The sequence below is a fragment of the Pseudomonas simiae genome, from assembly GCF_900111895.1.
Classification (GTDB): domain Bacteria; phylum Pseudomonadota; class Gammaproteobacteria; order Pseudomonadales; family Pseudomonadaceae; genus Aquipseudomonas; species Aquipseudomonas simiae.
Window position 1 is genome coordinate 182,138 of the sequence record NZ_FOKB01000004.1, and the last position, 22,983, is coordinate 205,120.

Genomic DNA, 22,983 nt, shown 5'->3' on the forward strand with positions numbered 1-22,983 from the left:
CTGCGTACGAACAATCGGCAGTCACGATTAAACAGTGTTTCGCGCGTGACTGTCGACCACGACAAGCAGCCCGGCGCATCAGACATATCTACTGCCGAACCCGCGTACCACGACTCTAGGCTCACGACGTCCCGGACGGGCTATTCGCACCGCCTCCGCACCTTTGAGGGTCCACCCTATGAGTCAGGTACAACCGCCTTACTTTTTTCCTGAAGTCCTGCGTTCGGTCTGGAAGGAACGCGATCGCGAACGACACTTTGGCATTGATGCCAACGACAGGGGGTTCTTGCGCAATCTGCCTTTGAGCAGCCATGAGGTACGGGGCAAGCAGGTGCCCCCCATGATCGCCCAGACGCTTTGGCTGAACAAAAACAGCCCGACCGAGCAGGAACTGGTGGGCAGTTTCATGATGAGTTCAACAGGCACCTACACCCGCGCCTTTCTGTACACGCCCTATGGCGGGCTGGAAAAATTCGACAGTCGGACTCTGTTGCTAAGTGAGTTGACTGAACGCCTCAAGACGCCGGCCAAAGCCGATGAGCTCTTGCAGTTCATTGCGCTGGGCACGCGTTCGGGATTGAAGCTGTCATCCCCTCTGGTGCTGACACCAGTGGATATTGAGGGCGATGTATTTGACCAGCAGAGAAAAGCCGTGGAGCAGCAGCAAACGCTCAACCTGCAAGCCGTGCTCGCCGAGCTGGTGAAATTGCCCAGCCTCGACATGATGCTCCAGTCGCTGCTCAGGTCGGTCTTCCACCCACTCTTCCCCGGGCTTGAGCCCAGCCAAACCCGAATCAACTTGTTCAAATTGCTATCCACCGAAGGGAAGCCACGGCAGTGGGTCAATTCGCTGTCGATCAGCGAGGCGCTCCTGATGCTTTACCGTCAGCAAGCCTGGCCGGCGGGGCAGACCCGCGAGTACTCCCATCCCTACGCCATCACCGCCGCCAACAACGCAACCCGCTGGGAAGATGGCCTGAAGCAGGCATCAGAACAATTGTCGTCGTTCTTGCAGAATACCCTTGAGACGTTTTGGAACACAGAGTCGCCAAACGGCACCTCACGCCGTGAATTCCTGGCACACACCATGGCGCACAAGGCTCGGATCGACCTACTGTTCAAACGCCAGAGTGAAATCATTACGCCTGAACACGCCGATAAACTGGCCGCGCTTTACCTTCCGGACGGCGCGCCGCGCTCCCAAGCCAGTGACGGATTACGTGTCGAGACGGTGAGGTTCTGGGAGCGCGCGTCTCACTTCGTCGAACTGACCAATTCGGTGATGATCAGCGATGTGCAGACCTGGTTTTATTCGCCGCCCAAGGGGCTGCAGGTACTGGCCGATCACGACGATCTGATTCATACCCTGAAGGCAATGGTTAAGGCCCCGGCCTATGAAGATGATGTCTACAACGCTCTGTCCCTGGAGGAGCGCCTGTGGTTTATCGGTTTCAACCAACCGTCGGTCAGCGGCAACCTCATCGTCGGCAACGTGTTTGAACACCTGATGGAGGGCATCATCGACAAACAGAAACAGAACCTGATCTACGTGCTCGGCCAATTCCGACGCGAACGCGGCGATATCAACCTCTCGGCGTTGCTGGATCATGCCATGGACGTGCGCTTCATGATCGATGACAAGCTCTTGACGCTGGACACTGCGCACCGCTGGACCACCCACTCAGTGTTGGCCGACCCGCTTCGGCCCATTTCGGTCGCCGCTAAACGAGCGGAGCAGGCGCATAAACAGTTGATTGATATCCCCGACGCGCTGGAGAACCTGGTCAAACCACTGCCGTCGATCACCGCCCCGCTGGCCGAAGCCTTGTCGAGCCGCGAGCGGCAGGCAGTCGACCCTGAACGGGTGTACATCAATCGCTACACCGACGATGCGCCCCCCTACCCCCTTGTGCTGCCACTGGACAGCCAAAGCCTGGCGGACCATTTCGCCGCACGTCTGGCCGAAGGGGCTGGCCCGGTCCCTGAAACCCGCCATTACGGCGTTTACAAGCCAGACCACACCGCTTATGGGCAACAACTGACTCATGTGGACGTGAGGTCGCTCAATCGGATCGTCAATCAGGTGTTGGCCCACTACAAAGAGCAGGGCATCCACGACGCCCCCCGTAAACACCTTCAGGACCTGCTACCGCAGATGGGGGTCATGATGTCCAACGCGATACGCCACCAGGCCTATCTGCGACGTCTTAACAAGACCCTGGACGCCAGGGATGAGGCCATCATTCAAGCCGTGTTTGACCCGTTCAACCCTGACCGTCGTCGACGGGAAGACCTGGAAGGGTTTATCCCCGATGTCTATCGCATCACCGTCCAACGCGATGAAGAAGCACTGCGGCACAGCCTGGCCAATTGCCTGATGATCACCGAGCGCGGTGGACTTGATCACCAGCATTCGGGTCGCGCCATTCTCTGGACACCGGCCTGGGGCCTGGAAAGTTTCGTTTCTCCCTCCGTGGCAAAACAGCAGCTTGAGGTGCGCCTGAGCGACCCCTGCGCGTGCTTGGCACTGTTGGAAAACCTGGACCCGCGCCAACGCCAGCCGCATGCCAACTACAGCTTGGGGGCATTCTGGCTGATCACCGAACCGATCAGCGAAAATCGCCAGCAGTCCTGGATCGACCACTACATCGCACAAAGGGCCCATTGGTTGGCACAGAAGCCAAATGGCAAAGCACTGTTAAATCTTATGGCGGTACTGCCTACCCCTGTCCTTGGGGGGGCTGCACAGCTCGCCCATCATTTTATGGCACAACGCTCACTACCCGCTTGGCTCGGCATGGCGAGCCCTGCTGAACAGCAGCACCATGCTGAGTTACTTGAGCAATATCGGCTCAACACCCTGGATCAAAAAGACTATCTGTATGAGTGTTCCTCGCTACGCCAGCGGGTTCACGACACGCTGAACGAGATGCTGGTGGACTATTCTGTTGACCCGGAAGACGTGTTTATCACGCCACGGCTTGCCATGGGTGGTCAACGACAGAACCTCACCGATTACGCCTTGGCCCACATCAATGAGCAGGCGAGTGCCTTCACTGTGGAGTCGGCGGTAACCCAACTGACCGAATCAACGATCCGGCCACTCCTGCTTAAATTGAACATCGCCCAGGCCACTCAGGACTACCTGAAAGAGAAACTAGCCTCAGGGCAACCAGGTGCACTGGAGCGTGAGCAGCGTTTTATCCGGCAATTACCCTGGCAACTGTTGCAACAGGCCCATGCGCTGAAACTGCAGGAGCGGTTATCGGAGGCTGGCTACAACCTGATTCGTCAGGTCTTCGACATGCCGGACGCCGTCGCCCGAGCCACGATTTCGGGCGCCACGGCAAGTATTCGGCCCCTTGAGATGATTGCCACACCTGGCGCCAGAATCGTCAAGGCACTGGGTCTTTACGTGATGGGTGCCGGTGCTACTGGGCCGTTGATTCTCTATGCGCCTTACTACCCAGGGCAGTGCTTCATGGAGTTCGAGCACCAGGCGCAGTTTCTCCTCCACCTGAATGCCCCAGGCATGCTGCAGGACTGGATCATCGCCCACCTGGAAGGCGCAGATAAGACGACGTATAAAAATTTGCTGATCAGCACAGCAGGTGCCACCTCCGACATCACCTTGGCCAATCACCCAATAAGAGGTCACGCCATCAAGCAGCTCTATCAGGACAACCAAGTGGTGATGGGGCGGATGCTGAAACACCAGCAGGACCCCGATGGCGCGGGTTTATGGGGCACCGTCAAAAGCCTCTTGAGCGGCGGCGTGCGGATCGTCGCGCAATTCTTGCCAGGAACGCTGCAGATACCGGTGGTGATCTGGCAGAGCTATAAACTGTTCAAAGACTCTGCCGAGGCACTGCAACAGCATCATTGGCAGGATGCACTGCGCTCATTCATTCTTGGTGTTGCAACAATGGCAAGGCTGGAGCGGCTGATGCGCACGCCAGCTCCCAAAGCAGCTCCCCCTGTCTACAAAGAAGTGAACGAACGCGATTTGAGCCCCTCCGACACAGTCGTCGCGCCGACCGTCAAGGACATCGACGTGACCGACCCCAGGCGCACACGCCTGCAAACCTACGAAACCAGCCAAGTGGCGTTGATAGATTTGAAAAAACAGGCGGAAACCGGCCTCTACGCTGCTGCCGACGGCAGGTCGCTCTACGGTGCCGTGGAGGGCAAGGTTTACTCGATCAAAAATAGCCCACAACTGAGGATCGCCGGCCTGTCCACCAACAGTGACGGCCCGCTGCTATCCCGTACCCCTCGGCAGCAACAGGTGCTGGCCCCGCATTATCACCCGCTGCAATACGGCCAAGCGATCACGCGGCTGGGTAATCATTATGTGACGCGTTTGAACGCCTCGCTTGACATGAATATCGAAGCGACTGGCATGGATGAAATTCGCCGAATCTACCCGATCAAGGCCCAGCAGATTATCGAGGCCCTGGACATCGCACGCCTCTACGCATTGCGCGCGATGCATAACCTGGTTCAACTCCGACGCCTGACGCCAGGCACACGCCTTGATGACTTCCTGAAGCGGCTGTTTGACGTCAAAAACGTTGATGCTGGCCTCCTGAAGAAAGTGCATGATGCCATCACCCCGCTGTGCAAAGCCTTGGTAGACCCGGACCTCGACGGGTGGGACACCTCACGTTTTGTGGTCGGGGCGAACAGAAATCCCTCGCAAAGGGTGATCGCGTTCACTGTCTCCGGCGACAGAAAAAACCAAGTGTTCTTTACCGAGCTGTTTTTTGATCAACAACTCCGGCACAAGTACATCACTCTGTTGACCGAACCCTTCAACATTGACGGCCATGCGCGAGCGGCCACACTGATTCACGAGTTCGCCCATCTCTACGCGCGCGCCGAAGATATCACCTACATAGAGGCGCGTCGGCCCTTCGCGGACCTGATTGACACCACGAATCAAAGAGGCAGGTTCGAACACACACTGTTGCAAGCCTTTCAGCACAACGTTCTGTCACTGCGCACGCCGTTTAATCAGCTGTTCTCGCGTTGGTACCCTAGGTCCGGGAGCTCTGGCACCTCCGGCAACTCCGGTAATTGGGTCACCATGGACGCTTCCAACTCGGAAGATCTAGCCGCCAAGGCAATCCTGGAAACCACAGCCAGCACGAGCATTGATGAGGCACGTAGAGCATTTTTAGATACCGCATCAGCCGACAAACGCATTGACACGATTCTGCGCAACGCCGACTCCGTTGCCAGGCTTATTTGTGAAATGGGGCGCGCACTCGACCCTGAACAGGGTACGCGTTAAATGTTCCGGCGCCCCATTGGAGCTGGGAGCCCGAACGGGCTCCCGGCGGGCAGCGTCAGTCTTTCTGATCGCGCAGAACATTGCCCGACGCGCCATCAATACGCGCTTCATAGACTGTGCCGTCGGACTTGCGCCCTTTGACTTCCCAATAGCCATTGTCATCGGCTTCGGCCGCGTAAACCTCGACATAACCGGCCTTGGTCTTGGCGACTTCAATAGCCTTTTCAATGGTAATCCAGCCCGCCCCCGGTTTATCCGCCAGGGCTGCGCCAGCACTGAGCAGTGCAGTGGTTGCGCACACAGCGACTAAGGTTTTCTTCAGCATATTCGTTCTCCATTGTGGGAATGTCCTGAATTTTTTAGGCGCTCTCAAACAAGAATAAGTTCCAATTGATGTGCAATCGCCATGACGGCTGTTCTCGCCACCGGCCTGCGGAGGTTAGAATGTGGGAAATCAGGATGAGTCAATGACCGAAAAGTCCCTTTCAGAAGCCGAATACGACGCCATCACCGACGCTGCCGCGCATTGGTGCATGCGCCTGCACGCGGTTGATTGCACCGCGAGTGAACGTCAGGCTTTTGAACAATGGCACGATGCCCACCCGCTGCATGCTTTCGAGTACGCGGCCATGCTGGAAATCTGGGACGTCGCCGACCACCTGCCACGCAATGAACCCACGACAACGGTGGTGCCCTTCAAGCCCCGTCGTCGCCTGCGCACCTATGCGGTAGCGGCCGCGATCTGTCTGGTCGCCCTGCCCCTGGCGGCCTTTACCGGCTGGGAAGCGGGATGGCTGCCCAGTTCCTATGAACGCTTTGATGCCACCCATGGCCTGCGCCAGGTGACGCTCGGGGATGGCAGCCAGGTGGAACTCAACCTGGGCACCCAATTGGTCTATAGCAATTACAAAGACCAGCGCCGCGTAACGCTGAAGAAAGGCGAAGCGTTCTTCAAGGTCAGTCATGACACCGCGCATCCGTTTATCGTGCACGCCGGCGAAGGCCAGGTGCGGGTCACGGGCACTCAGTTCAACGTGTGGAAGTATGAAGACCAGGTGCGCGTGACGCTGCTCGAAGGCTCGGTGCAGATCTCCAGCGACAAAGTGCATGGCAGCGTGCCACTGACCCCCGGCATGCAGGCCAACTACCAACACGGCGATGCCACGCCGCGCGTAAGGACGATGAGTCCCAACGACACGGCGCTGGCCTGGCGCCAGGGCAAGCTGATCCTCGACAACCTGGCCCTGGCCGACGCGCTACCGCTGATCAACCGCTACCTGAGCAAACCGGTGATGCTCGCCGACGCCAACACCGGCACGATCCGCATCGGCGGCATCTACAACATCAACGAGGTCAACAACCTCGTTCCCTCCCTGCCCAAGGTTCTGCCGGTCTACCTGACCCAGAACCAGGACGGCAACCCCGTACTCAATTCCATCCCGCGTAAAGCACCGAAAGGCTGAGCCATTGCCTACAGGCACAGGGTTCTGTGCGCGTGGAGTGTCCGTTTTTTTAACACACTGTCGGCCTGAATCGCCCGTGCGGAGCGGATTCATGGTTTTGTCATGGACAGTGTTTCAACACTGATACAGCGGGATGAAACGTTTGTGCGATGACAGAAGTGCAAGGGTTCCACTTGGCGCTGTCTCACGGATGAAACAGCCGTGACATCACTTTGCCCCACAAAAAACCTAACCCCATGAATAATCAAGACAAATAGAAAGCGGCACGGCTTCTGCTCTATCCCTTACAGCGCTGTTTAGGGTCAGCGCGAAGCATAAGGAAGACCGCCGTGATCACACTCAATCAAGCGTCGCTGAACGTATTGCTGATCAGCTGTTTACTCAGTGCCGGCATCAGTGTTCCGAGCTTTGCGGGTGACGGCGTTATTGTGACGGGCCGCGACGTACAAGGGCACATGTACGGTCGACCTTCATTCGGCAAAGACCCCTACCCAACCACGGCTAACGCAAATCCAAGCCGGGACATCATCAGCGCCACCGGCGAACTCAGTGATTCGGCGATTGGCGGCATCAGCAGCGGCTCAAGCATTGCCCGCTCGATTCAGTCCACCAGCAACCTGAACCACTTGACCGCCACCCAAAACGGCATGTCGACCCTGGGTGCCGGCTCGGCAGCCGGTCATGGTGCGGGCAGCAGCATGGGCGGGCAGATCAGCGACTCGATCCAGCGTGGCATGGCGCCCCTGAACAACATCGGCAGCATGATGGGGGGCAAATAATGAACCGTTCGTTGCTCATTCTGGCCCTGCTGGGCAGCGCCGCGGCCATGGCCGACAACACTGCGGTGATCAACAACAGCGGCAAAGACTATGTCGGCAACGTGATGATCAATCAGGCGGCGGGCAACCAACAGCAATCGGCCAACAATCGCGCCGTAGCGCTCGGGGGCCAGGCCTCCACCCGCACTGTCCAGAATATGGATGGCAAGGTCGACTCCGCCCTGAGCGCCAAGGCGACGATCGAGGGCACTTCTTTTACCAATGGCAACGGCATGCTGGGCATCAACCAGTCGGCCGGGGCCAATAACCAATCAATCAATGCCGTGCGGATCAGCCTCAACCCTGGCCCGCAAAGCATCGACGACAGCGTCCTGTTGCAACAGAACACGACGACGCTGGCAACCGACTCAGGGCTCACCCCCACCACTGGCAGCCGCCAGGTCGTGACAAGCGACCAGGCCTTCACCGGCAGCCGAGGAGTGATTCAGGTGAACCAGAGTGCCGGGGTGGGGAACCGAGTGGCTAACACCTTGGGCATCACTATCAAGTAACAGCTTGGTAGCACACGTTAGACCGTACCAACACTTAACCAACTAATTAGAAGCAAGGAGAAACACCATGAAACCTCAAATGGCTCTGAAACCACTGGTTTTCGCTCTCGCCGCACTCATGGCTGCTGCTGCTCAAGCAAATGGCTGGCACCCTGCGCCTCAACCAACCGGTGTTGTTGCCTCTGTCGTCACAGACGTACAAAACAGCGCAGGCAACCGCTTCGACGACACCAACACCGAAAACAACGCCTCTGCCGATGATTCGGTTAATAGCAACAGCGGTAACACCGGTGTGAACGCTCAGGCTGGCAGTGGCAACCAGGCAGACAACTCTGGCGCCATCTCCAGTGCCAAAGGTGACTATGCAAGCGTGTTCGCCGTGGTCGATGTGAATCAAAACAGCGGTCTGAACAACTTCGTTAACAAAGGCACGCAAAACAATGCCTCCCTGGACAACTCGGTTAACGGCAACTCCGGTAACGTCGGTTACAACGGCCAAGCCGGTCAAGGCAACCAAGGTAAAAACAACCTGGCAATCACCACCGCTGATGGCAAAAACATCGCAGCGGCCGCCAACACCGAGCAAAACTCGCTCGCCAACAGCTACCTCAACACCGCTACTTCCGGGTATGGCCATTATGGCAAACCTCAGTACGTATCGAACAACTCCAGCCTCAACAACTCGGTTAACCGCAACTCCGGCAACACAGGTGTAAACCTGCAATCCGGTGCCGGCAACCAAGGCAGCAACAGCCTGTCGATCGGTCAAGGTTGCACCGTTTGCACCAGCGGCGTGCGCTTCTGATCCAATCGGGCCTTGGCAACAAGGCCCTTTTTTATTCCAGTGTCCAACAGGTCACACGATCATGCGCCTCGCGACCCTTACCCTCCTGATGTTGCTCACCGGCCCAACCTGGGCAGGCACCATGGCGATCTCCGCCATGCCTGGCGGTGCAGTCATCTACAAGAAGGTCGAGAGTATCCGTGAACGCCGGTTCGCCAACCTGGTGGAACAGAAAACCGATTTCAGCTGCGGTGCTGCGGCACTCGCCACCATCCTGCGCCAGGGCTATTGGCTGGACGTAGACGAAGACCACGTCATCAAAGGCATGCTGGTCAATGCAGACCAGGACCTGGTACGTACCCAGGGTTTTTCCATGCTGGACATGAAGCGCTACCTCGAAAGCATCGGCATGCGTGCCCGGGGTTACAAGATCGGGCCAGAGACCCTGGTGACCGTGAAAATCCCTGTGGTGGTGCTGCTGGAGATTCGTGGCTACAAGCACTTCGTGGTGTTACAGCGCGCGGACAAGGACTGGGTCTATATCGGCGACCCGGTGCTGGGCCATAAACGCTATTCACACGACGACTTCGTCAAAGGCTGGAATGGCATTGTCTTCGCCATCCTGGGTGAAGGTTACGACAAGGCCAACGCCTTGCTCGACCCACCCACACCGCTGACCGCCAAAAACCAGATGAATGAGTTCAGGCCCGTAGGCGATGCAGAGCTGATGGATTTCGGTTTCATCCAGAGCGACTTCTTTTAACAGAAGCGCAATAAGGGGCAGGACGCTCCAGGAGCAGCAGATGAACACTTCCCGTTGGCTGACGGTCTTGTGTCTGGCAGCCTCAATGCCCGCTTATGCTTCATCGGGGTTTAAACCGATCGAACTCAAGGATTCGGAAATGGCCGAGCTGCGCGGTCGATATGTGATGCCGGGGCGGATTATCAGCTTCGGCATCGTCATGAGCAGCACGTTTCAAAACGCTGCCGGAGATATCATCAAGGGCACGGCAAGCATGCAGGTCGACGCGTCCACCATCACACCGCAATTCTATGTACAAACCACCGGCTCATCAGGTTCAGGCACGAACCAGGGGCCGGGCACCGGCACCGTGACCGGCGGCGCAGGCCTGGGCAGTGGCCAAGGCGTGACTCAGAGCGTACGTACAGCCGGTGACGGTAATACGGGCTACAACAATGTAGGTATCAACGTGACTGAAAATGGCTTGGCCCCCACGAATGTCGTGCAATCCGGGCAGGTACTGCTGGCAGGTGGAATAGTCAACGGCACCAGCGCTGCGGGCGATATTGCTGTTTCGGCGAGAAACGGCGGCCTGCAGATGGCGATCCAGTCCAAGAATAATCAAGGCAACAGCCTCCAACAAATCGGTGGCGGCAATCTGGGCCAGGCCATCGTCCTGACCGGTAATGCCAACTTCGTCACCAATATGACCCAACTCAATGTGGTGATGAATAACGGCCTGAACAACCCGGCGTTGAACTGCAACCTGGATCAACTCAAAGGCCTACGCACTCTCGGTTATTGAACTACGCTGACCCTCGGCACTTTCGCATTCAGAACAGGACGGCTTATTTCATGCATCGATCGTTATCGCTACGTGCGGTGGTCTGTTTAAGTACGCTGTTGCCCGCATCCGTGTTGTATGCCGCGCCAGACGCCGATATCGAGACCCTCAAACAGGAACTTCTGGAACTCAAGCAGCGGTACGATGTACAGCAAAAAGCCCTGGCGGTGTTGGAGCAACGGGTGCGCCAGGTGGAGGACCAACCCGCGGCACCCGCGCCCAAGCGCCTGGCCAAGTCCCCGGCAGACTTCAAGAAAGGTGGCACGACCGTGGCAGGTACGGGCGCAGCAGCAGCCTCTGGTGGTGCAGGTGGTGGCGGCAGTTCTTACGGTCAGTCACTCAAGGACGACTCAGCCCCTGCACAAAGCGTGAGCAACCTCTATAACGAGGCCAGCGGCTTTTTCGGCAACGGCAAGTTCAGCGTTGAAACCGGCATCACCTACGCGCGTTACGATGCCCGCCAGCTCACCCTCAACGGCTTCCTGGCGTTGGACTCTATCTTCCTCGGCAATATCAACCTGGACCGGATCAAAGCCGATAGCTGGACCCTGGACCTGACCGGTCGCTACAACGTCGATAACCGTTGGCAGTTCGACGTCAACGTGCCGGTGGTGTACCGCGAATCGACCTACCAATCGAGCGGCGCCGGCAACGATGCCACTGCCACCTCTGAAGCAGACGTCAGCCGCGATCCAACCATCGGTGACGTGAACTTCGGCGTGGCGTACAAATTCCTCGATGAAACCCCCACCTTGCCGGACGCGGTGGTTTCGGTACGCGTCAAGGCGCCGACCGGTAAAGAACCCTTCGGCATCAAGCTGGTCAGGCAAACCACCAACGACAACCTCTATGTACCGGAAAGCCTGCCGACCGGTAACGGTGTCTGGTCGATCACACCGGGCATCTCGCTGGTCAAGACCTTCGACCCGGCCGTGCTGTTTGGCTCGCTTTCGTACACCCATAACTTCGAAGATTCGTTTGACGACATCAGCAGTGACGTCAATCAGAAGGTCGGCGGCAAAGTCAGGCTGGGCGACAGCTTCCAGCTCGGCGTCGGTGTAGCCTTCGCCCTGAACGAAAAGATGAGTATGTCGTTCTCGGTCTCCGACCTGATACAGCGCAAGAGCAAGCTCAAGCCTGACGGTGGGGACTGGCAGTCGGTGGTGTCCAGCGATGCCAACGCAGGCTACTTCAACGTGGGCATGACCATTGCGGCGTCGGATAACCTGACGATTGTGCCGAACCTGGCGATCGGGATGACGGATGATGCGCCGGACTTTACGTTCAGCCTGAAATTCCCTTATTACTTCTAACTGAAACGACGGTATTCGCCAACAAGCTCGCGCCTACTACGGGTAGTCGAAACAAGGAAAAGCCCCGCAACGATAAGGGTCGTTGCGGGGCTTTTCGGTTTACCCGCCCTAGCGGATCTGGTGTTTGTGCAGCAACCGGTAGAACGTGGGTCGGGAAACCCCCAGTACACGGGCCGCCACACTCAAGTTGTCACTGTGCCGGTTGAGCACGTCGCACAGCGCCTGACGTTCGGCGCGGTGCTTGTAGTCTTCCAGTGTAGCCATCGGCGGCGAAATTGCCTGTTGACCCTGCAATCCCAGATCAACGGCTTCTATCTGCCGTCCTTCGGCCAAGACCAGCCCACGGCGTACGCGATTGGCCAGCTCACGGACGTTGCCTGGCCAGGCGTGCTCACCCATTGCGACCAACGCATCGTCACTGAAACTGCGTGGGCGGCGGCCGGTTTCCTGGCTGTAGAAACGTGAAAAGTGGTTGGCCAACATCGCTATGTCGCCATGCCGTTCACGCAGAGGCGCGGTGACCACTTGCAGGACATTGAGCCGGTAGTACAAGTCTTCGCGGAAAGTACCCTTCTCTACGGCGGCTTCAAGGTCGACGTGAGTCGCCGCCAATACCCGCACGTCCACCGGAATCGGCTGGCTGCCCCCCACTCGCTCGATCTGTTTTTCCTGGAGAAAGCGCAGCAGGTTGGCCTGTAGCTCCATCGGCAGATCGCCGATTTCATCGAGAAACAGGGTGCCGCCGTTGGCCGCTTCAATCCGCCCGACCTTGCGCTGGTGTGCACCGGTAAACGCGCCCTTCTCATGCCCAAACAATTCGGATTGGATCAAGTGTTCAGGGATCGCCCCGCAATTGATCGCCACAAATGGTTTGGCGTGACGTTGGGATTGGCGGTGCAGGGTCTTGGCGACCAGTTCTTTACCGGTGCCGCTGTCGCCACGGATCAATACCGGGGATTCGGTGGGCGCCAGTTTGGAGAGCAATTTGCGCAGTTCGCGGATCGGTCGACTGTCTCCCAGCAGTTCATGCTCGGGTTCATCCACCGCCGTGTAGCCCTTGCCACGCAGGCGTGCCATGCCGAACGCGCGGCCCAGGGTGACCTGTACGCGAGCCACATCGAACGGCAAGGTATGGAAATCGAAGAACCACTCGCAGACGAAGTCACCGACGTTCTGCAGGCGTAGCACGTCTTGGCTGAGCACCGCGATCCACTCGGTGCCGCTGCGGCTGATCAGTTCTTTGACCGCTTCAGGACGTTCCAGGTGATAGGGCTGCAGGCGCAACAGGCCGACATCGCAAGACCGGTCACCGACCCCTTCCAAGGTGCAGCTGTCGACTTCCCACCCCGCCGCACGCAAACCGGGCAGCAGCCCGTGGCAGTCGTCACAGGGATCAACCACTAGCAATCGACGTTGAACGGGGGGTCCACCCATGACTGTTCCTTGGCGTCAACATTGTTAAATGTTATTTAGAAACAATAGTTTGTGACGTCTGCCGCTTACCCTAGCAAGGTTTTGACGCTGGCCTTGTATCGTTTCGCTATAAGTCGGGGCAAAAAGCCATCAGCCGGTGTTCAGACTGAAAAAGTTAGGCGTCGACGAGACTTCCATTCAGCTTTCAAAACAGCCGCTTACATGACGTTAATCACTAAATATCGAAAATAGTTGCTTTAACATGTGACCCGTACCCCGCCATCGTGCATCAGTACAAGTAACCCGCCGCACGGTCAGCCCAACCGCCGGCACTCACTTGAATGGGCAATGAGAGAGAACCCACATGAACGCCCCGCTCCGCATCAACGAAGCTCTTTTGATCGCAGACCGTGCCTTCCAGCCCTTTCAGTGCGTGGCCTGGCATGACGGCAATGGCGCCCTCAGCCTGAGCGTCATCGACCGAACCAATACCCGTATTGGTAGCAAACAACTGTCGTCGAGTGCTTATACCGACCCGGCACAACTTGAAGACTTGCTGTTGCAGGCCCGTGCCGAACTCGATAAAAGTGGCTACCAGTTGCAATCGTGGGCAATGCCTAAGTAATCCGCCACTGCAACTTGCGCTTATCGGTTTAGATCAGCGCAAGTTCAGTGTTAAAACGCGCGACGCTTATTGAGCAGCCAGAATAAACCGCTCGATGGCCTCTGCGGCACCGTCCTCGACATTACTACCGGTTACCACGCTGGCCTGACGCTTGACGGTTTCTTCAGCCTGGCCCATGGCAATCGACAACCCGGCCACCTGAAACATGGCAGGGTCATTACCGCCATCCCCTATGGCCGCGGTCTGCTCCATGGCGATGCCGAGGTGCGCCGCCAAGGTTTTCAAGGCCTCGCCCTTGTTGGCCAACATTGCAGTCACGTCCAGGTACACCGGCTGTGAACGCGACACCTGGGCCAACCCCTGCACCTTGGGCTGCAACTGCGCCTCTAGCTCCACCAGCAACTGCGTGTTGTTGCTGGCCGCGACAATCTTGTCCACACGGTCCAGATAGGGTTCAAAACTCTCCACCACGACCGGCCCGTAGCCCAGTCCCTCAGCCTCGCGCGGCTCCATCGGCCCTGCCGGGTCGCGGCGCAACCAGTCGCCGTCAGCAAACACCCAGACCTCCACCTCCGGCTCAGTCGAGAACAACGCCAACGTCACCAGCGCCGCCTCCGCCGGCAGATGGTGGGCAACCAGAATGCTGCCATCGGGATGGATCAGCGTACCGCCGTTAAAACCAGCGACGGGCACGTCGATGCCGAAGGTTTCGATCAAGTGCAGCATGGCCTTGGGCGGACGCCCGCTGGCCAGGCTGAAAAACACCCCGCTGTCACGCAAGGCACGCACCGCGTCGGCGGTGCGTTGGCTGAGGCTGTGATCCGGATGCAGCAACGTGCCGTCCACATCACTGAGGATAAAACGGATGGGATGGATCGCGGCATCACTCATCCGAGGCTATGCCAGGTGCGGCCGTCACGGGCCAGCAAGGCGTCGGCGGCAGCCGGACCATCTTCACCGGCCTTGTAGGCCTGGATCCCATCGTCTTCCTTCCATGCATCAAGGAATGGCTGCACTGCACGCCAGCCGTTCTCGATGTTGTCTGCGCGCTGGAACAAGGTCTGGTCGCCGGTCATGCAGTCATAGATCAGGGTTTCATACCCCGTCGACGGCTGCATTTCGAAGAAGTCCTTGTAGGCAAAACCCAGCTGGATGTTGGCCATGTCCAGGGTCGGCCCGGGCTTTTTCGCCAACAGGTCAAACCACATGCCTTCATTGGGCTGGATCTGGATCTTCAAATAGGTGGGCTTGAGCTCATCCACCTCAGTATCGCGAAATTGCGCGTAGGGCGCAGGCTTGAAGCAGATGACGATTTCGGTGTCGCGCACACTCATGCGCTTGCCGGTGCGCAGGTAGAACGGCACGCCGACCCAGCGCCAGTTGTCGATCATCACCTTGAGGGCGACGAAAGTTTCGGTGCTGCTGTCCGGGGCGACATTCGCCTCTTCGCGATAGCCCGGCAGCGACTTGCCGCCGATTTCACCGGCGGTGTACTGCCCGCGCACCGAATTGGCCCGTGCATCTTCAAGCGACCAAGGGCGCACCGCGCCAATCACCTTGGCCTTTTCACCCCGTACGGCATCGGCGCCGAAGGCAGCGGGAGGCTCCATGGCCACCATCGCCAGCAACTGGAACAGGTGGTTGGGCACCATGTCGCGCAGAGTGCCGGTCTTCTCGAAGAAATTGCCACGGGTTTCAACGCCGACGGTTTCAGCGGCGGTGATTTGCACATGGTCAATGTAATGGTTGTTCCAGAACGCTTCGAACAGCACGTTGGAGAAACGGCTGATGAGGATGTTCTGCACCGTTTCCTTGCCCAGGTAATGGTCGATGCGATAGATCTGCTTCTCGCTCATCACCTTGAGCAGGCTGGCGTTCAGCGCCTCAGCGGTGGCCAGGTCGGAGCCAAAGGGCTTCTCGATGACCACGCGGCGAAAGCCGTCTTCGGTTTCCGTGAGCAGGCCGGCGCTGCCCAGGCGCTGCACCACGTCGCTGAAGAAGCGCGGAGCAGTGGCCAGGTAGAACACCGCGTTGCCGGTCCCGCTGTCAGCGATCTTCTTGCCGATGTCGGCATAGGTGCTGTCATCGAGGAAATCCCCCTCGACGTAGCTGATGCCCTTGGCCAATTGCGCCCACCGCTCAGGGTCCAGGGCGTTTTCACCACTTCCCTTGACCTTGCTCGCTGCTTCGGTGCGAATGAAGTCTTCGAGTTTCTTGGCGAAATCGGCGTCGCTGATGGCGTTGTGGTCAACGCCGACAATACGCAGGCCGTCGCCCAGCAGGCCATCACGACTGAGGTTGTACAGCGCCGGCATGAGCAGGCGCTTGACGAGGTCACCATGGGCACCAAACAGAAACAGCGTGGTGGGTGGAGCGGGTTCGGCCTTGGGTTTCTTGCCGTTGGCGGTCATTTTTTGGAAGTCTCCACATGACCACCAAAGCCGAAGCGCATGGCAGAAAGCATTTTGTCACCGTAGGTGCTCTGCTGACGCGAACGGAAGCGTGCGAACAGCGAGGTGGACAGCACCGGCACCGGCACGGCTTGCTCCATGGCCGCTTCGATGGTCCAGCGGCCTTCGCCACTGTCGGCAACCGAGCCGGAATAGCCGTCGAGTTTCGGGTCGGTGGCCAAGGCGTCAGCGGTCAGGTCCAGCAGCCAGGAAGACACTACGCTGCCACGGCGCCAGACTTCAGCGATATCGGCCACATTCAGGTCGAAGCGCTGGTCTTCGGGCAGGTTTTCCGAGTTCTTGGTCTTGAGAATGTCAAAGCCTTCGGCGAACGCCTGCATCATGCCGTACTCGATGCCGTTGTGGATCATCTTGACGAAGTGCCCGGAACCCGCAGGGCCTGCGTGGATATAGCCTTGCTCGGCGCGCGGGTCAGCGCTGTCTGAGCGATCCTTGGTGCGCGGGATGTTGCCCAGGCCAGGGGCCAGACTCTTGAAGATAGGATCGAGGCGCTGCACGGTCTCGGCGTCGCCACCGATCATCATGCAGTAACCACGCTCCAGGCCCCAGACGCCGCCGGACGTGCCGACGTCGACATAGTGCAAGCCTTTTTCCGCCAGCGCCTTGGCCCGACGGACGTCGTCCTTATAGTTGGTGTTGCCGCCGTCGATGATTGCATCACCGTCTTCCAGCAGCGTACTCAATTCGTTGATGGTGTCTTCGGTCGGTGCGCCGGCTGGCAGCATCACCCACACGGTGCGCGGCTTCTGCAGCCCGGCAACCAGGGCCTTGAGATCGGCAACGCCGGTAGCGCCCTCTTCGCTCAGGCCTTTTACAAATGCTTCGTTACGGTCGTAAACAACGGTGGTATGCCCATTGAGCATCAGGCGCCGTGCAATATTCCCGCCCATGCGGCCTAGTCCGATAATCCCCAGTTGCATGTGCTGATGCTCCTAACTACTAAAAAATGTGTGACATAGTTTATAGCGCAATGAGGCTAATGAGGGTTAGTCCAGCGCGGATACCTGTAGTTTCATGGAAAAAAGTTGCCATCGTTTCACCATCACGGCACAAAAAGTCACAGGACCATCAAAAATAAAAAAGTTCCATTGCCCGCAAAAAGAATTCAGAATTAGCCTCGACTGCTGCCGAGAACCTCGACTCAAGCGTTCTGGCACACCGCGACATACCGGCTATTTGCGAGGTAAGCAATGAGCACTGCACAGATGAATCGTCCGCCACAGACCCTCTATGTCACCATTCGACGTGATGAGTTGCGCCAGTTGAAAGACGAACGCGAACAGCTGCAGCAGGAAGTCATGCGCCTGCGTTCGCACATCATCCAAGCCCAGTTGGACCAGCCCGCCGGCGTCCAGCCCGCACTCTGCTGAGTCTTGCGATCACTTTGTAAGATAACAGCTACAAAAATCTCACAAAGTTTTCACATACCCCTCCCGATACTCCCGCCCGAAGGGCCGCCCCATGCAAGGGTGGCCTCTGTTGCGCGCGCCCCTGCGCGTCAACTGAAAAAATTATCGGGTTGGAGCGCTGGATGGCGATGTTCAAACGCAGCACTACGTCTGCGAAAGGCTTTGATTGGGCCGGTCTTGGTTGGCTGTTTCTGTTCTTCTGGTACTTCTCGGGTATTACCCAACTGCTGATCCAACTGACCGGAACCTCCGGTTTCAGTGGCTTTCGCCAAGCCTTCTTTATGAGCGCGCTGTGGCTGGCGCCCATGTTGCTGTTCCCCCGCCGTACACGTCTGCTCGCCGCGTTGATCGGCGTCGTGCTGTGGGCTTGCTCCATGGCCAGCCTGGGTTATTTCTTCATCTACCAGCAGGAATTTTCCCAAAGCGTCATCTTCATCATGTTCGAGTCGAACATTTCGGAAGCCGGTGAATACGCCACCCAGTATTTTGCCTGGTGGATCGTGCTGGCGTTCATCGCTCATACCGCCTTCGCCGTGTTCCTCTGGACCCGTTTGCGCCCGGTCTATCTGCCTCGCGGTCAGTCGATGCTCGCCGCGGCCGCCATTGTGCTGGCTGTGGTGGGTTATCCGCTGGTCAAGCAGATCGCCACCAGCGATAACATGGAACAGGCTATTGATCGCTTCGAAACCCGCATCGAGCCTGCCGTGCCATGGCAGATGATTGTTGCCTATCGCCGCTACACCGAACAGCTGGACAACATGCAAGGCATGCTGACCAGCGCCAGCCAGATCCCGCCCCTGAAAAACCTCAAGGACAGCATGGCTGGCCAGCCGTCAACGTTGGTATTGGTGATCGGCGAATCCACCAACCGCCAGCGCATGAGCCTCTACGGCTACCCACGCAACACCACGCCCGAACTGGACAAGCTGCGTGATCAACTGGCAGTGTTCGATAACGTCATCACACCGCGCCCCTACACCATCGAAGCACTGCAACAGGTGCTGACCTTTGCCGACGAAGAAAATCCGGACCTGTACCTCAAGACACCGTCGATTGTCAGCGTGATGAAGCAGGCCGGCTACAAGACCTACTGGATCACCAACCAGCAAACCATGACCAAACGCAACACCATGCTCACAACCTTTTCCGAACAGGCCGACGAGCAGGTGTACCTGAACAACAACCGCAACCAGAACGCTCGCCAGTACGACGGTGACGTGCTTGCCCCCTTCTCCAAGGCGCTGGCCGACCCCGCCGAACGCAAGTTCATCGTGGTGCACCTCTTGGGCACCCACATGAGCTACCAGTACCGCTATCCGCCGACCTTCGACAAATTCACCGATCGCCAAGGCGTACCGGAGGGCGTCAGCGATGCGCAGTTGCCGACCTATAACAGCTACGACAATGCCGTGCTGTACAACGACTTTGTGGTGTCGAGCCTGATCAAGGACTACGCCAAGACCGACCCCAATGGCTTCCTGTTGTACCTGTCGGACCATGGCGAAGACGTTTTCGACTCCGCCGGCCACACCACCTTGGGGCGCAACGAAGGCAAGCCGACGGCGCCGATGTACACCATCCCGTTCATGGCCTACGCCTCCCCCAAATGGCGCGAAAGCCACGACTGGAGTTTCGCCGGCGACCTGCAACGCCCGTACAGCAGCTCCCAACTGATCCACACCTGGGCGGACCTGGCGGGCCTGAGTTTCGATGAATGGGACCGCAGCAAGAGCCTGGTCAGCGACAGCTTCACGCCTCGCCCCTTGATGATCGGCAACCCCTACGAGCGTCAGCAGAAAGGCCTGATCGACTTCAGCCTGATCAAGCCGAAAAAGCGCACCACCGACGTGGTGCTACAAGAGCCCTTGCAATAGAAAGATAACAATCATTCTCGTTTAACCCTAAAGTTCCGCGCCTCCTTTCGTCTTTGAGCCAAGGCCTTCTTTTACTGAGAAGGCTGCAAAGACGACAAGGAGTCTTCCGCGATGTTCGCGCCCTTTACGCGTTCCATGACCTTCACCCTCGGCCTGTTCACTGTGGTAGCAAGCCCGGATCTGCTGGCTGAAACCGACCCCGAAAACAACGCCCTCGAACTCGGTGCCACCAGTATCACCGCCGAAGGCCTGGGTGCCACCACCGAGCACACCGGGGCCTACACCACCGGTTCCATGAGCACCGCCACCCGCCTGAACCTGTCGGTCAAAGACACCCCGCAATCCATCTCGGTGATCACTCGCCAGCAGATGGATGATTTCAATCTCAATACATTGACCGATGCGCTGCGCCAGACCACCGGGGTGACCGTCCAACACCTGGATTCGGACCGCGCCGGCTACTCATCGCGCGGTTACTCCATCAACAATTTCCAGGTGGATGGCATGCTCAATACATTCGGGCGCATGAAGTCAGACGCCGACACCATCATCTACGACCGTATCGAAGTGGTACGCGGTGCGACCGGCCTGACTACCGGCGCAGGCGATCCCTCGGCCACGGTCAACATGATCCGCAAACGCCCGACGTCACAGTGGCAAGCCAAAGCCGGCGTCAGCGGCGCCAGCCATGACAACTACTACAGCTACCTGGATGTGGGCGGCCCGCTGGCATTTGACGGGCGCCTGCGCGGACGTACCGTGATGGCTTACCGCGACAGCCAATCCTTTCGCGACAACTACGCTCTGCAAAGGGAAGTCGGCTACGGCATTCTTGAGGCCGACCTGACAGACGATACCGTGGTAGCCGTAGGCTTCGATTATCAGAACAAGCATGTTCAGGGCACCTCATGGGGCACACTGCCCTACTGGAACAGCGATGGCGGCAAGGCCCGCTTGTCACGCTCCGCCAATATGGCCACCGACTGGAGCTCCTGGCCGCTGAAGGACAAGACCACCTTTGCCTCCCTGGACCACAAACTGTCCGAGGACTGGCGCCTGAAAGCCGCCTACACCCACCGACAGAGCGATACCGACGGCAAGGTCTATTACGGCGGCGCGGGCTTCCCGAATCCGGACGGCAGCGGCATGACCGCCTGGACCAACCAGATGGTCGGCACGTCGAAAATGGATGCCGTGGACTTCAACCTCGCCGGCACCTACACACTGCTGGGGCGCGAGCATGAATTGATGGTGGGGTATGGGGAGTCGGAGCAGCGGGATTCCTCGCCCTACCAGCGTTACAGCACACCCGAAGGCTACGAAACCATCCCTGATTGGCAAGATATGGGCGGTATCGTCAAGTTCCCCGACCGTACCACTGGGCTCAAGGGCCCACACTCAAGCAAACAACAAAAAGCCGGGTATCTGGCCACTCGACTGAGCCTGACCGACAGGCTTCACGCGGTACTGGGCAGCCGGTATGGCAGCTGGGAAATCGAAAGCACCCCTGTTGACTATGACGCCAATAACCAGCGTATCCCCGAACCCAAAACCCGCCAGACCCACAACGACATGTGGACGCCCTACGCCGGGCTACTCTACGACCTGACACCGCAATACACGGTGTATGCCAGCTACACCGATATCTTCAACCCGCAGGACGAACGCGACGCCAGCAAGAAATACCTGGAACCGGTGGTGGGCAGCAACTACGAAATCGGCCTCAAGGGCAGCCTGCTGAACGAGCGGTTGAACCTGGCCACCGCGTACTTCTGGAGCACCCAGGATAACGTGGCCGAACTCGACAACGCCGCGCCACCCGACCCGGTGACCCGCGAGCAGTTCTATAAATCCGGTGGTAAAGGCAACAAGGTGCAGGGCTTTGAAGTCGAGGTGTCAGGCGAAGTGATGCCCGACTGGAATCTCACCGCAGGCTACACGTACACCCACTCGGTCAACGGCGATAAGCAACGCAACAACACCGATCAGCCGATGAACCTGCTGAAGATGTCGACAGCCTATCGCCTGCCGGGTGAATGGCGAGGGTTGACGGTAGGTGGCGCGGTCAATTGGCAGAGCGAGTTCTACAAATTTGCCGGGCGTCCAACGGGTGGCCGGAACCAGGACGGCGACCTCATCACGACTCCGACCAAGATCACCCAGCAGGCCTACACCGTGGTCAACCTGATGTCGCGCTACCAGTTTGACGAACATGTTTCGGCATCCATTAACGTCAACAATCTATTTGATAAAAAATATTACGAACGTGTCGGTTTTTACAATGGCGTGTATTGGGGTGACCCTCGTTCGATCACTCTGGCATTGGACTGGAAGCTGTAAGATCTTTTAACCCGAAGTTAACGAAATTGTTAACTTCGCGGTTTTTTCCGAGTTAATTCCTACTTAATAAACTCACCTCAAACTCGCCCCATGAATCTGATCAAGGACAGAGCGGATACCGATCACTCTTAATGGGAATACTGCCATGAAACTCTCGACCCTGGTGCTTGCCAGCCTGATGACCCTGACCTCCGCCGCCGCCTTCGCCGAAGGTGGTTCCGAGCGCTCGAAGGAGTTCTACAACAACTTCACGTTCATGCAGCAAAAGACTCACGGCACTGCAGAACAAACCGCGCAGGCTGATGGGAAGAACGTGAAGAAAGAGGCAGCCGGTCAATCTACCGCCGAGGAACTACCGAACACTTGATTCAACTGCGTTAACCGCACGGCCCTTTACCATCCTGCTCCTATGGCTAAGGTGAACTTGGCGCCATTTAATTAATGGCGCCTTTTTTTGCCTGTGATTGATTAAAGCGGTTTGCTCCAGAACAACATGCGCCCGTGGGCTGGATCAAATATCGAGTCATCAAAACCGAACTTGCGATAGGCCGACTGAGCCACCGCATTGCCCTCCAGCACCTCCAGGGTGATTTTGCAGCAGCCCCGCTGACGGGCGATTTCCTCGACCTTCAACAGCATTTTCTGGCTCAACCCCAGCCCCCGAAACGCATCCATCACAACCACGTCATGGACATTGACCAGCGGACGGCAGGCAAATGTGGAAAACCCTTCAAAACAATTCACCAGACCTGCCGGCTCCCCTCCCACAAACGCCAGCACGCTGAAGGCATGAGGTCGCTTGGCCAGCTCGCCCGGCAACTGCTCCAGAAGATCGGCAGGCAGGCTGTGGCCACCGCCCATCGGGTCCTCGGCGTAATGGTTGAGCACGCGGCCAATGGCTTGCGCATGCACGGGATTGGTATAGCTGGCTTGCAGCACCAGGATATCTGGGGTGTCCATTTCCGTCCTCAATCACGACTACAAGGGAATCGGCTCCCTATAGGGGCACGATTGTAAGCGTGGAGCCGGACACAGATGAAGGAGATTAACTACAAAAATGCGCATGAAAGCGCCAAGGC

General features: G+C 58.0%; 19 protein-coding genes. 13 read left to right on the top strand and 6 right to left on the bottom strand.

Going from position 1 to position 22,983, the window contains the following annotated elements; genetic code table 11:
• Positions 1-178: 178 nt before the first annotated feature.
• Positions 179-5,296, top strand: coding sequence for a dermonecrotic toxin domain-containing protein (locus BMZ57_RS14410; RefSeq protein WP_044287052.1), 5,118 nt, complete (start codon positions 179-181; stop codon positions 5,294-5,296).
• A 55-nt stretch (positions 5,297-5,351) separates the two neighbouring features.
• Here BMZ57_RS14410 and BMZ57_RS14415 read toward each other — a convergent pair whose 3' ends face one another.
• On the bottom strand, positions 5,352-5,621 hold the full coding sequence (locus BMZ57_RS14415; RefSeq protein WP_010210833.1) for a PepSY domain-containing protein: 270 nt from the start codon (positions 5,619-5,621) through the stop codon (positions 5,352-5,354).
• Positions 5,622-5,763: 142 nt separating this feature from the next.
• On the opposite strand from BMZ57_RS14415, the gene BMZ57_RS14420 reads away from it, so the two are divergent.
• From BMZ57_RS14420 to fapF, 7 genes are all read left to right on the top strand, one after another.
• Positions 5,764-6,759, top strand: coding sequence for a FecR family protein (locus BMZ57_RS14420; protein ID WP_044287051.1), 996 nt, complete (start codon positions 5,764-5,766; stop codon positions 6,757-6,759).
• A gap of 329 nt (positions 6,760-7,088) precedes the next feature.
• Positions 7,089-7,538 carry a fibril amyloid chaperone protein FapA gene (gene fapA / locus BMZ57_RS14425; protein WP_021491793.1) on the top strand — a complete coding sequence of 150 codons (450 nt, stop codon included), beginning with the start codon at positions 7,089-7,091 and terminating at the stop codon, positions 7,536-7,538.
• The gene (fapB, locus tag BMZ57_RS14430) at positions 7,538-8,089 is read left to right on the top strand and encodes a fibril amyloid subunit FapB (RefSeq protein WP_044287050.1); all 552 of its coding nucleotides are present in this window, start codon (positions 7,538-7,540) and stop codon (positions 8,087-8,089) included. Before fapA ends, fapB begins: the two co-directional genes overlap by 1 nt.
• A 67-nt stretch (positions 8,090-8,156) precedes the next feature.
• Positions 8,157-8,894 carry an amyloid-like fimbrin subunit FapC gene (gene fapC / locus BMZ57_RS14435; protein WP_010210840.1) on the top strand — a complete coding sequence of 246 codons (738 nt, stop codon included), beginning with the start codon at positions 8,157-8,159 and terminating at the stop codon, positions 8,892-8,894.
• Positions 8,895-8,955: 61 nt separating this feature from the next.
• A complete protein-coding gene (gene fapD / locus BMZ57_RS14440) occupies positions 8,956-9,636 on the top strand; it encodes a fibril amyloid maturation endopeptidase FapD (RefSeq protein WP_010210841.1) in 681 nt (226 codons plus the stop codon).
• A 40-nt stretch (positions 9,637-9,676) separates the two neighbouring features.
• Entirely contained in the window at positions 9,677-10,420 is a 744-nt protein-coding gene (fapE, locus tag BMZ57_RS14445; protein WP_021491794.1) for a fibril amyloid subunit FapE, read from the top strand.
• Positions 10,421-10,470: 50 nt separating this feature from the next.
• Positions 10,471-11,772 carry a fibril amyloid transporter FapF gene (gene fapF / locus BMZ57_RS14450; protein ID WP_021491795.1) on the top strand — a complete coding sequence of 434 codons (1,302 nt, stop codon included), beginning with the start codon at positions 10,471-10,473 and terminating at the stop codon, positions 11,770-11,772.
• Between the two features lie 108 nt (positions 11,773-11,880).
• On the opposite strand, the gene BMZ57_RS14455 is transcribed toward fapF, so the two are convergent.
• Positions 11,881-13,206: a sigma-54 dependent transcriptional regulator gene (locus BMZ57_RS14455; RefSeq protein ID WP_021491796.1), complete on the bottom strand. Its 1,326-nt coding sequence runs from the start codon at positions 13,204-13,206 to the stop codon at positions 11,881-11,883.
• Between the two features lie 343 nt (positions 13,207-13,549).
• Between BMZ57_RS14455 and BMZ57_RS14460 the strand changes: the two genes are divergently transcribed.
• Positions 13,550-13,810: a hypothetical protein gene (locus BMZ57_RS14460; RefSeq protein WP_010210845.1), complete on the top strand. Its 261-nt coding sequence runs from the start codon at positions 13,550-13,552 to the stop codon at positions 13,808-13,810.
• A gap of 66 nt (positions 13,811-13,876) precedes the next feature.
• Here the strand turns inward: BMZ57_RS14460 and BMZ57_RS14465 are convergent, their stop codons facing one another.
• Genes BMZ57_RS14465 through gnd form a run of 3 tightly spaced genes read right to left on the bottom strand, consistent with a single transcriptional unit; the run spans position 13,877 to position 17,201 of the window.
• Positions 13,877-14,701 carry a Cof-type HAD-IIB family hydrolase gene (locus BMZ57_RS14465; RefSeq protein WP_069672653.1) on the bottom strand — a complete coding sequence of 275 codons (825 nt, stop codon included), beginning with the start codon at positions 14,699-14,701 and terminating at the stop codon, positions 13,877-13,879.
• Complete coding sequence (gene zwf / locus BMZ57_RS14470; protein WP_069672654.1) at positions 14,698-16,221, bottom strand: glucose-6-phosphate dehydrogenase; 1,524 nt, start codon at positions 16,219-16,221, stop codon at positions 14,698-14,700. The genes BMZ57_RS14465 and zwf overlap by 4 nt, the downstream gene beginning before the upstream one ends.
• Positions 16,218-17,201 (bottom strand): phosphogluconate dehydrogenase (NAD(+)-dependent, decarboxylating), encoded by a 984-nt coding sequence (gene gnd, locus BMZ57_RS14475; protein WP_021491799.1) that lies wholly within the window; start codon positions 17,199-17,201, stop codon positions 16,218-16,220. The genes zwf and gnd overlap by 4 nt, the downstream gene beginning before the upstream one ends.
• 270 nt (positions 17,202-17,471) lie before the next feature.
• Here gnd and BMZ57_RS29515 point away from each other — a divergent pair, with 270 nt between their 5' ends.
• The 4 genes from BMZ57_RS29515 to BMZ57_RS14490 all read left to right on the top strand — a co-directional run bounded on the left by BMZ57_RS29515 (position 17,472) and on the right by BMZ57_RS14490 (position 22,271).
• The gene (locus BMZ57_RS29515) at positions 17,472-17,651 is read left to right on the top strand and encodes a DUF6026 family protein (protein WP_255213030.1); all 180 of its coding nucleotides are present in this window, start codon (positions 17,472-17,474) and stop codon (positions 17,649-17,651) included.
• 161 nt (positions 17,652-17,812) lie between these two features.
• Positions 17,813-19,564 (top strand): phosphoethanolamine transferase CptA, encoded by a 1,752-nt coding sequence (locus BMZ57_RS14480; protein WP_010210852.1) that lies wholly within the window; start codon positions 17,813-17,815, stop codon positions 19,562-19,564.
• Between the two features lie 111 nt (positions 19,565-19,675).
• Positions 19,676-21,904, top strand: a complete 2,229-nt coding sequence (locus tag BMZ57_RS14485) for a TonB-dependent siderophore receptor (RefSeq protein ID WP_010210853.1) — start codon at positions 19,676-19,678, stop codon at positions 21,902-21,904.
• A 145-nt stretch (positions 21,905-22,049) separates the two neighbouring features.
• Entirely contained in the window at positions 22,050-22,271 is a 222-nt protein-coding gene (locus BMZ57_RS14490) for a hypothetical protein (RefSeq protein ID WP_010210854.1), read from the top strand.
• A 101-nt stretch (positions 22,272-22,372) separates the two neighbouring features.
• Here BMZ57_RS14490 and BMZ57_RS14495 read toward each other — a convergent pair whose 3' ends face one another.
• A complete protein-coding gene (locus tag BMZ57_RS14495; protein WP_010210855.1) occupies positions 22,373-22,864 on the bottom strand; it encodes a GNAT family N-acetyltransferase in 492 nt (163 codons plus the stop codon).
• Between the last annotated feature and the right edge of the window lie 119 nt (positions 22,865-22,983).

What these genes read in the sequence shown, in the direction of transcription:
- BMZ57_RS14465 (WP_069672653.1), bottom strand. Translation starts at nt 14,701, where the DNA reads ATGAGTGATGCCGCGATCCATCCCATCCGTTTTATCCTCAGTGATGTG.
- fapD (WP_010210841.1), top strand. Translation starts at nt 8,956, where the DNA reads ATGCGCCTCGCGACCCTTACCCTCCTGATGTTGCTCACCGGCCCAACC.
- gnd (WP_021491799.1), bottom strand. Translation starts at nt 17,201, where the DNA reads ATGCAACTGGGGATTATCGGACTAGGCCGCATGGGCGGGAATATTGCA.
- BMZ57_RS14420 (WP_044287051.1), top strand. Translation starts at nt 5,764, where the DNA reads ATGACCGAAAAGTCCCTTTCAGAAGCCGAATACGACGCCATCACCGAC.
- BMZ57_RS14410 (WP_044287052.1), top strand. Translation starts at nt 179, where the DNA reads ATGAGTCAGGTACAACCGCCTTACTTTTTTCCTGAAGTCCTGCGTTCG.
- BMZ57_RS29515 (WP_255213030.1), top strand. Translation starts at nt 17,472, where the DNA reads ATGAGCACTGCACAGATGAATCGTCCGCCACAGACCCTCTATGTCACC.
- fapB (WP_044287050.1), top strand. Translation starts at nt 7,538, where the DNA reads ATGAACCGTTCGTTGCTCATTCTGGCCCTGCTGGGCAGCGCCGCGGCC.
- BMZ57_RS14485 (WP_010210853.1), top strand. Translation starts at nt 19,676, where the DNA reads ATGTTCGCGCCCTTTACGCGTTCCATGACCTTCACCCTCGGCCTGTTC.
- fapC (WP_010210840.1), top strand. Translation starts at nt 8,157, where the DNA reads ATGAAACCTCAAATGGCTCTGAAACCACTGGTTTTCGCTCTCGCCGCA.
- BMZ57_RS14455 (WP_021491796.1), bottom strand. Translation starts at nt 13,206, where the DNA reads ATGGGTGGACCCCCCGTTCAACGTCGATTGCTAGTGGTTGATCCCTGT.
- fapE (WP_021491794.1), top strand. Translation starts at nt 9,677, where the DNA reads ATGAACACTTCCCGTTGGCTGACGGTCTTGTGTCTGGCAGCCTCAATG.
- fapF (WP_021491795.1), top strand. Translation starts at nt 10,471, where the DNA reads ATGCATCGATCGTTATCGCTACGTGCGGTGGTCTGTTTAAGTACGCTG.
- zwf (WP_069672654.1), bottom strand. Translation starts at nt 16,221, where the DNA reads ATGACCGCCAACGGCAAGAAACCCAAGGCCGAACCCGCTCCACCCACC.
- BMZ57_RS14460 (WP_010210845.1), top strand. Translation starts at nt 13,550, where the DNA reads ATGAACGCCCCGCTCCGCATCAACGAAGCTCTTTTGATCGCAGACCGT.
- BMZ57_RS14490 (WP_010210854.1), top strand. Translation starts at nt 22,050, where the DNA reads ATGAAACTCTCGACCCTGGTGCTTGCCAGCCTGATGACCCTGACCTCC.
- BMZ57_RS14415 (WP_010210833.1), bottom strand. Translation starts at nt 5,621, where the DNA reads ATGCTGAAGAAAACCTTAGTCGCTGTGTGCGCAACCACTGCACTGCTC.
- BMZ57_RS14495 (WP_010210855.1), bottom strand. Translation starts at nt 22,864, where the DNA reads ATGGACACCCCAGATATCCTGGTGCTGCAAGCCAGCTATACCAATCCC.
- BMZ57_RS14480 (WP_010210852.1), top strand. Translation starts at nt 17,813, where the DNA reads ATGGCGATGTTCAAACGCAGCACTACGTCTGCGAAAGGCTTTGATTGG.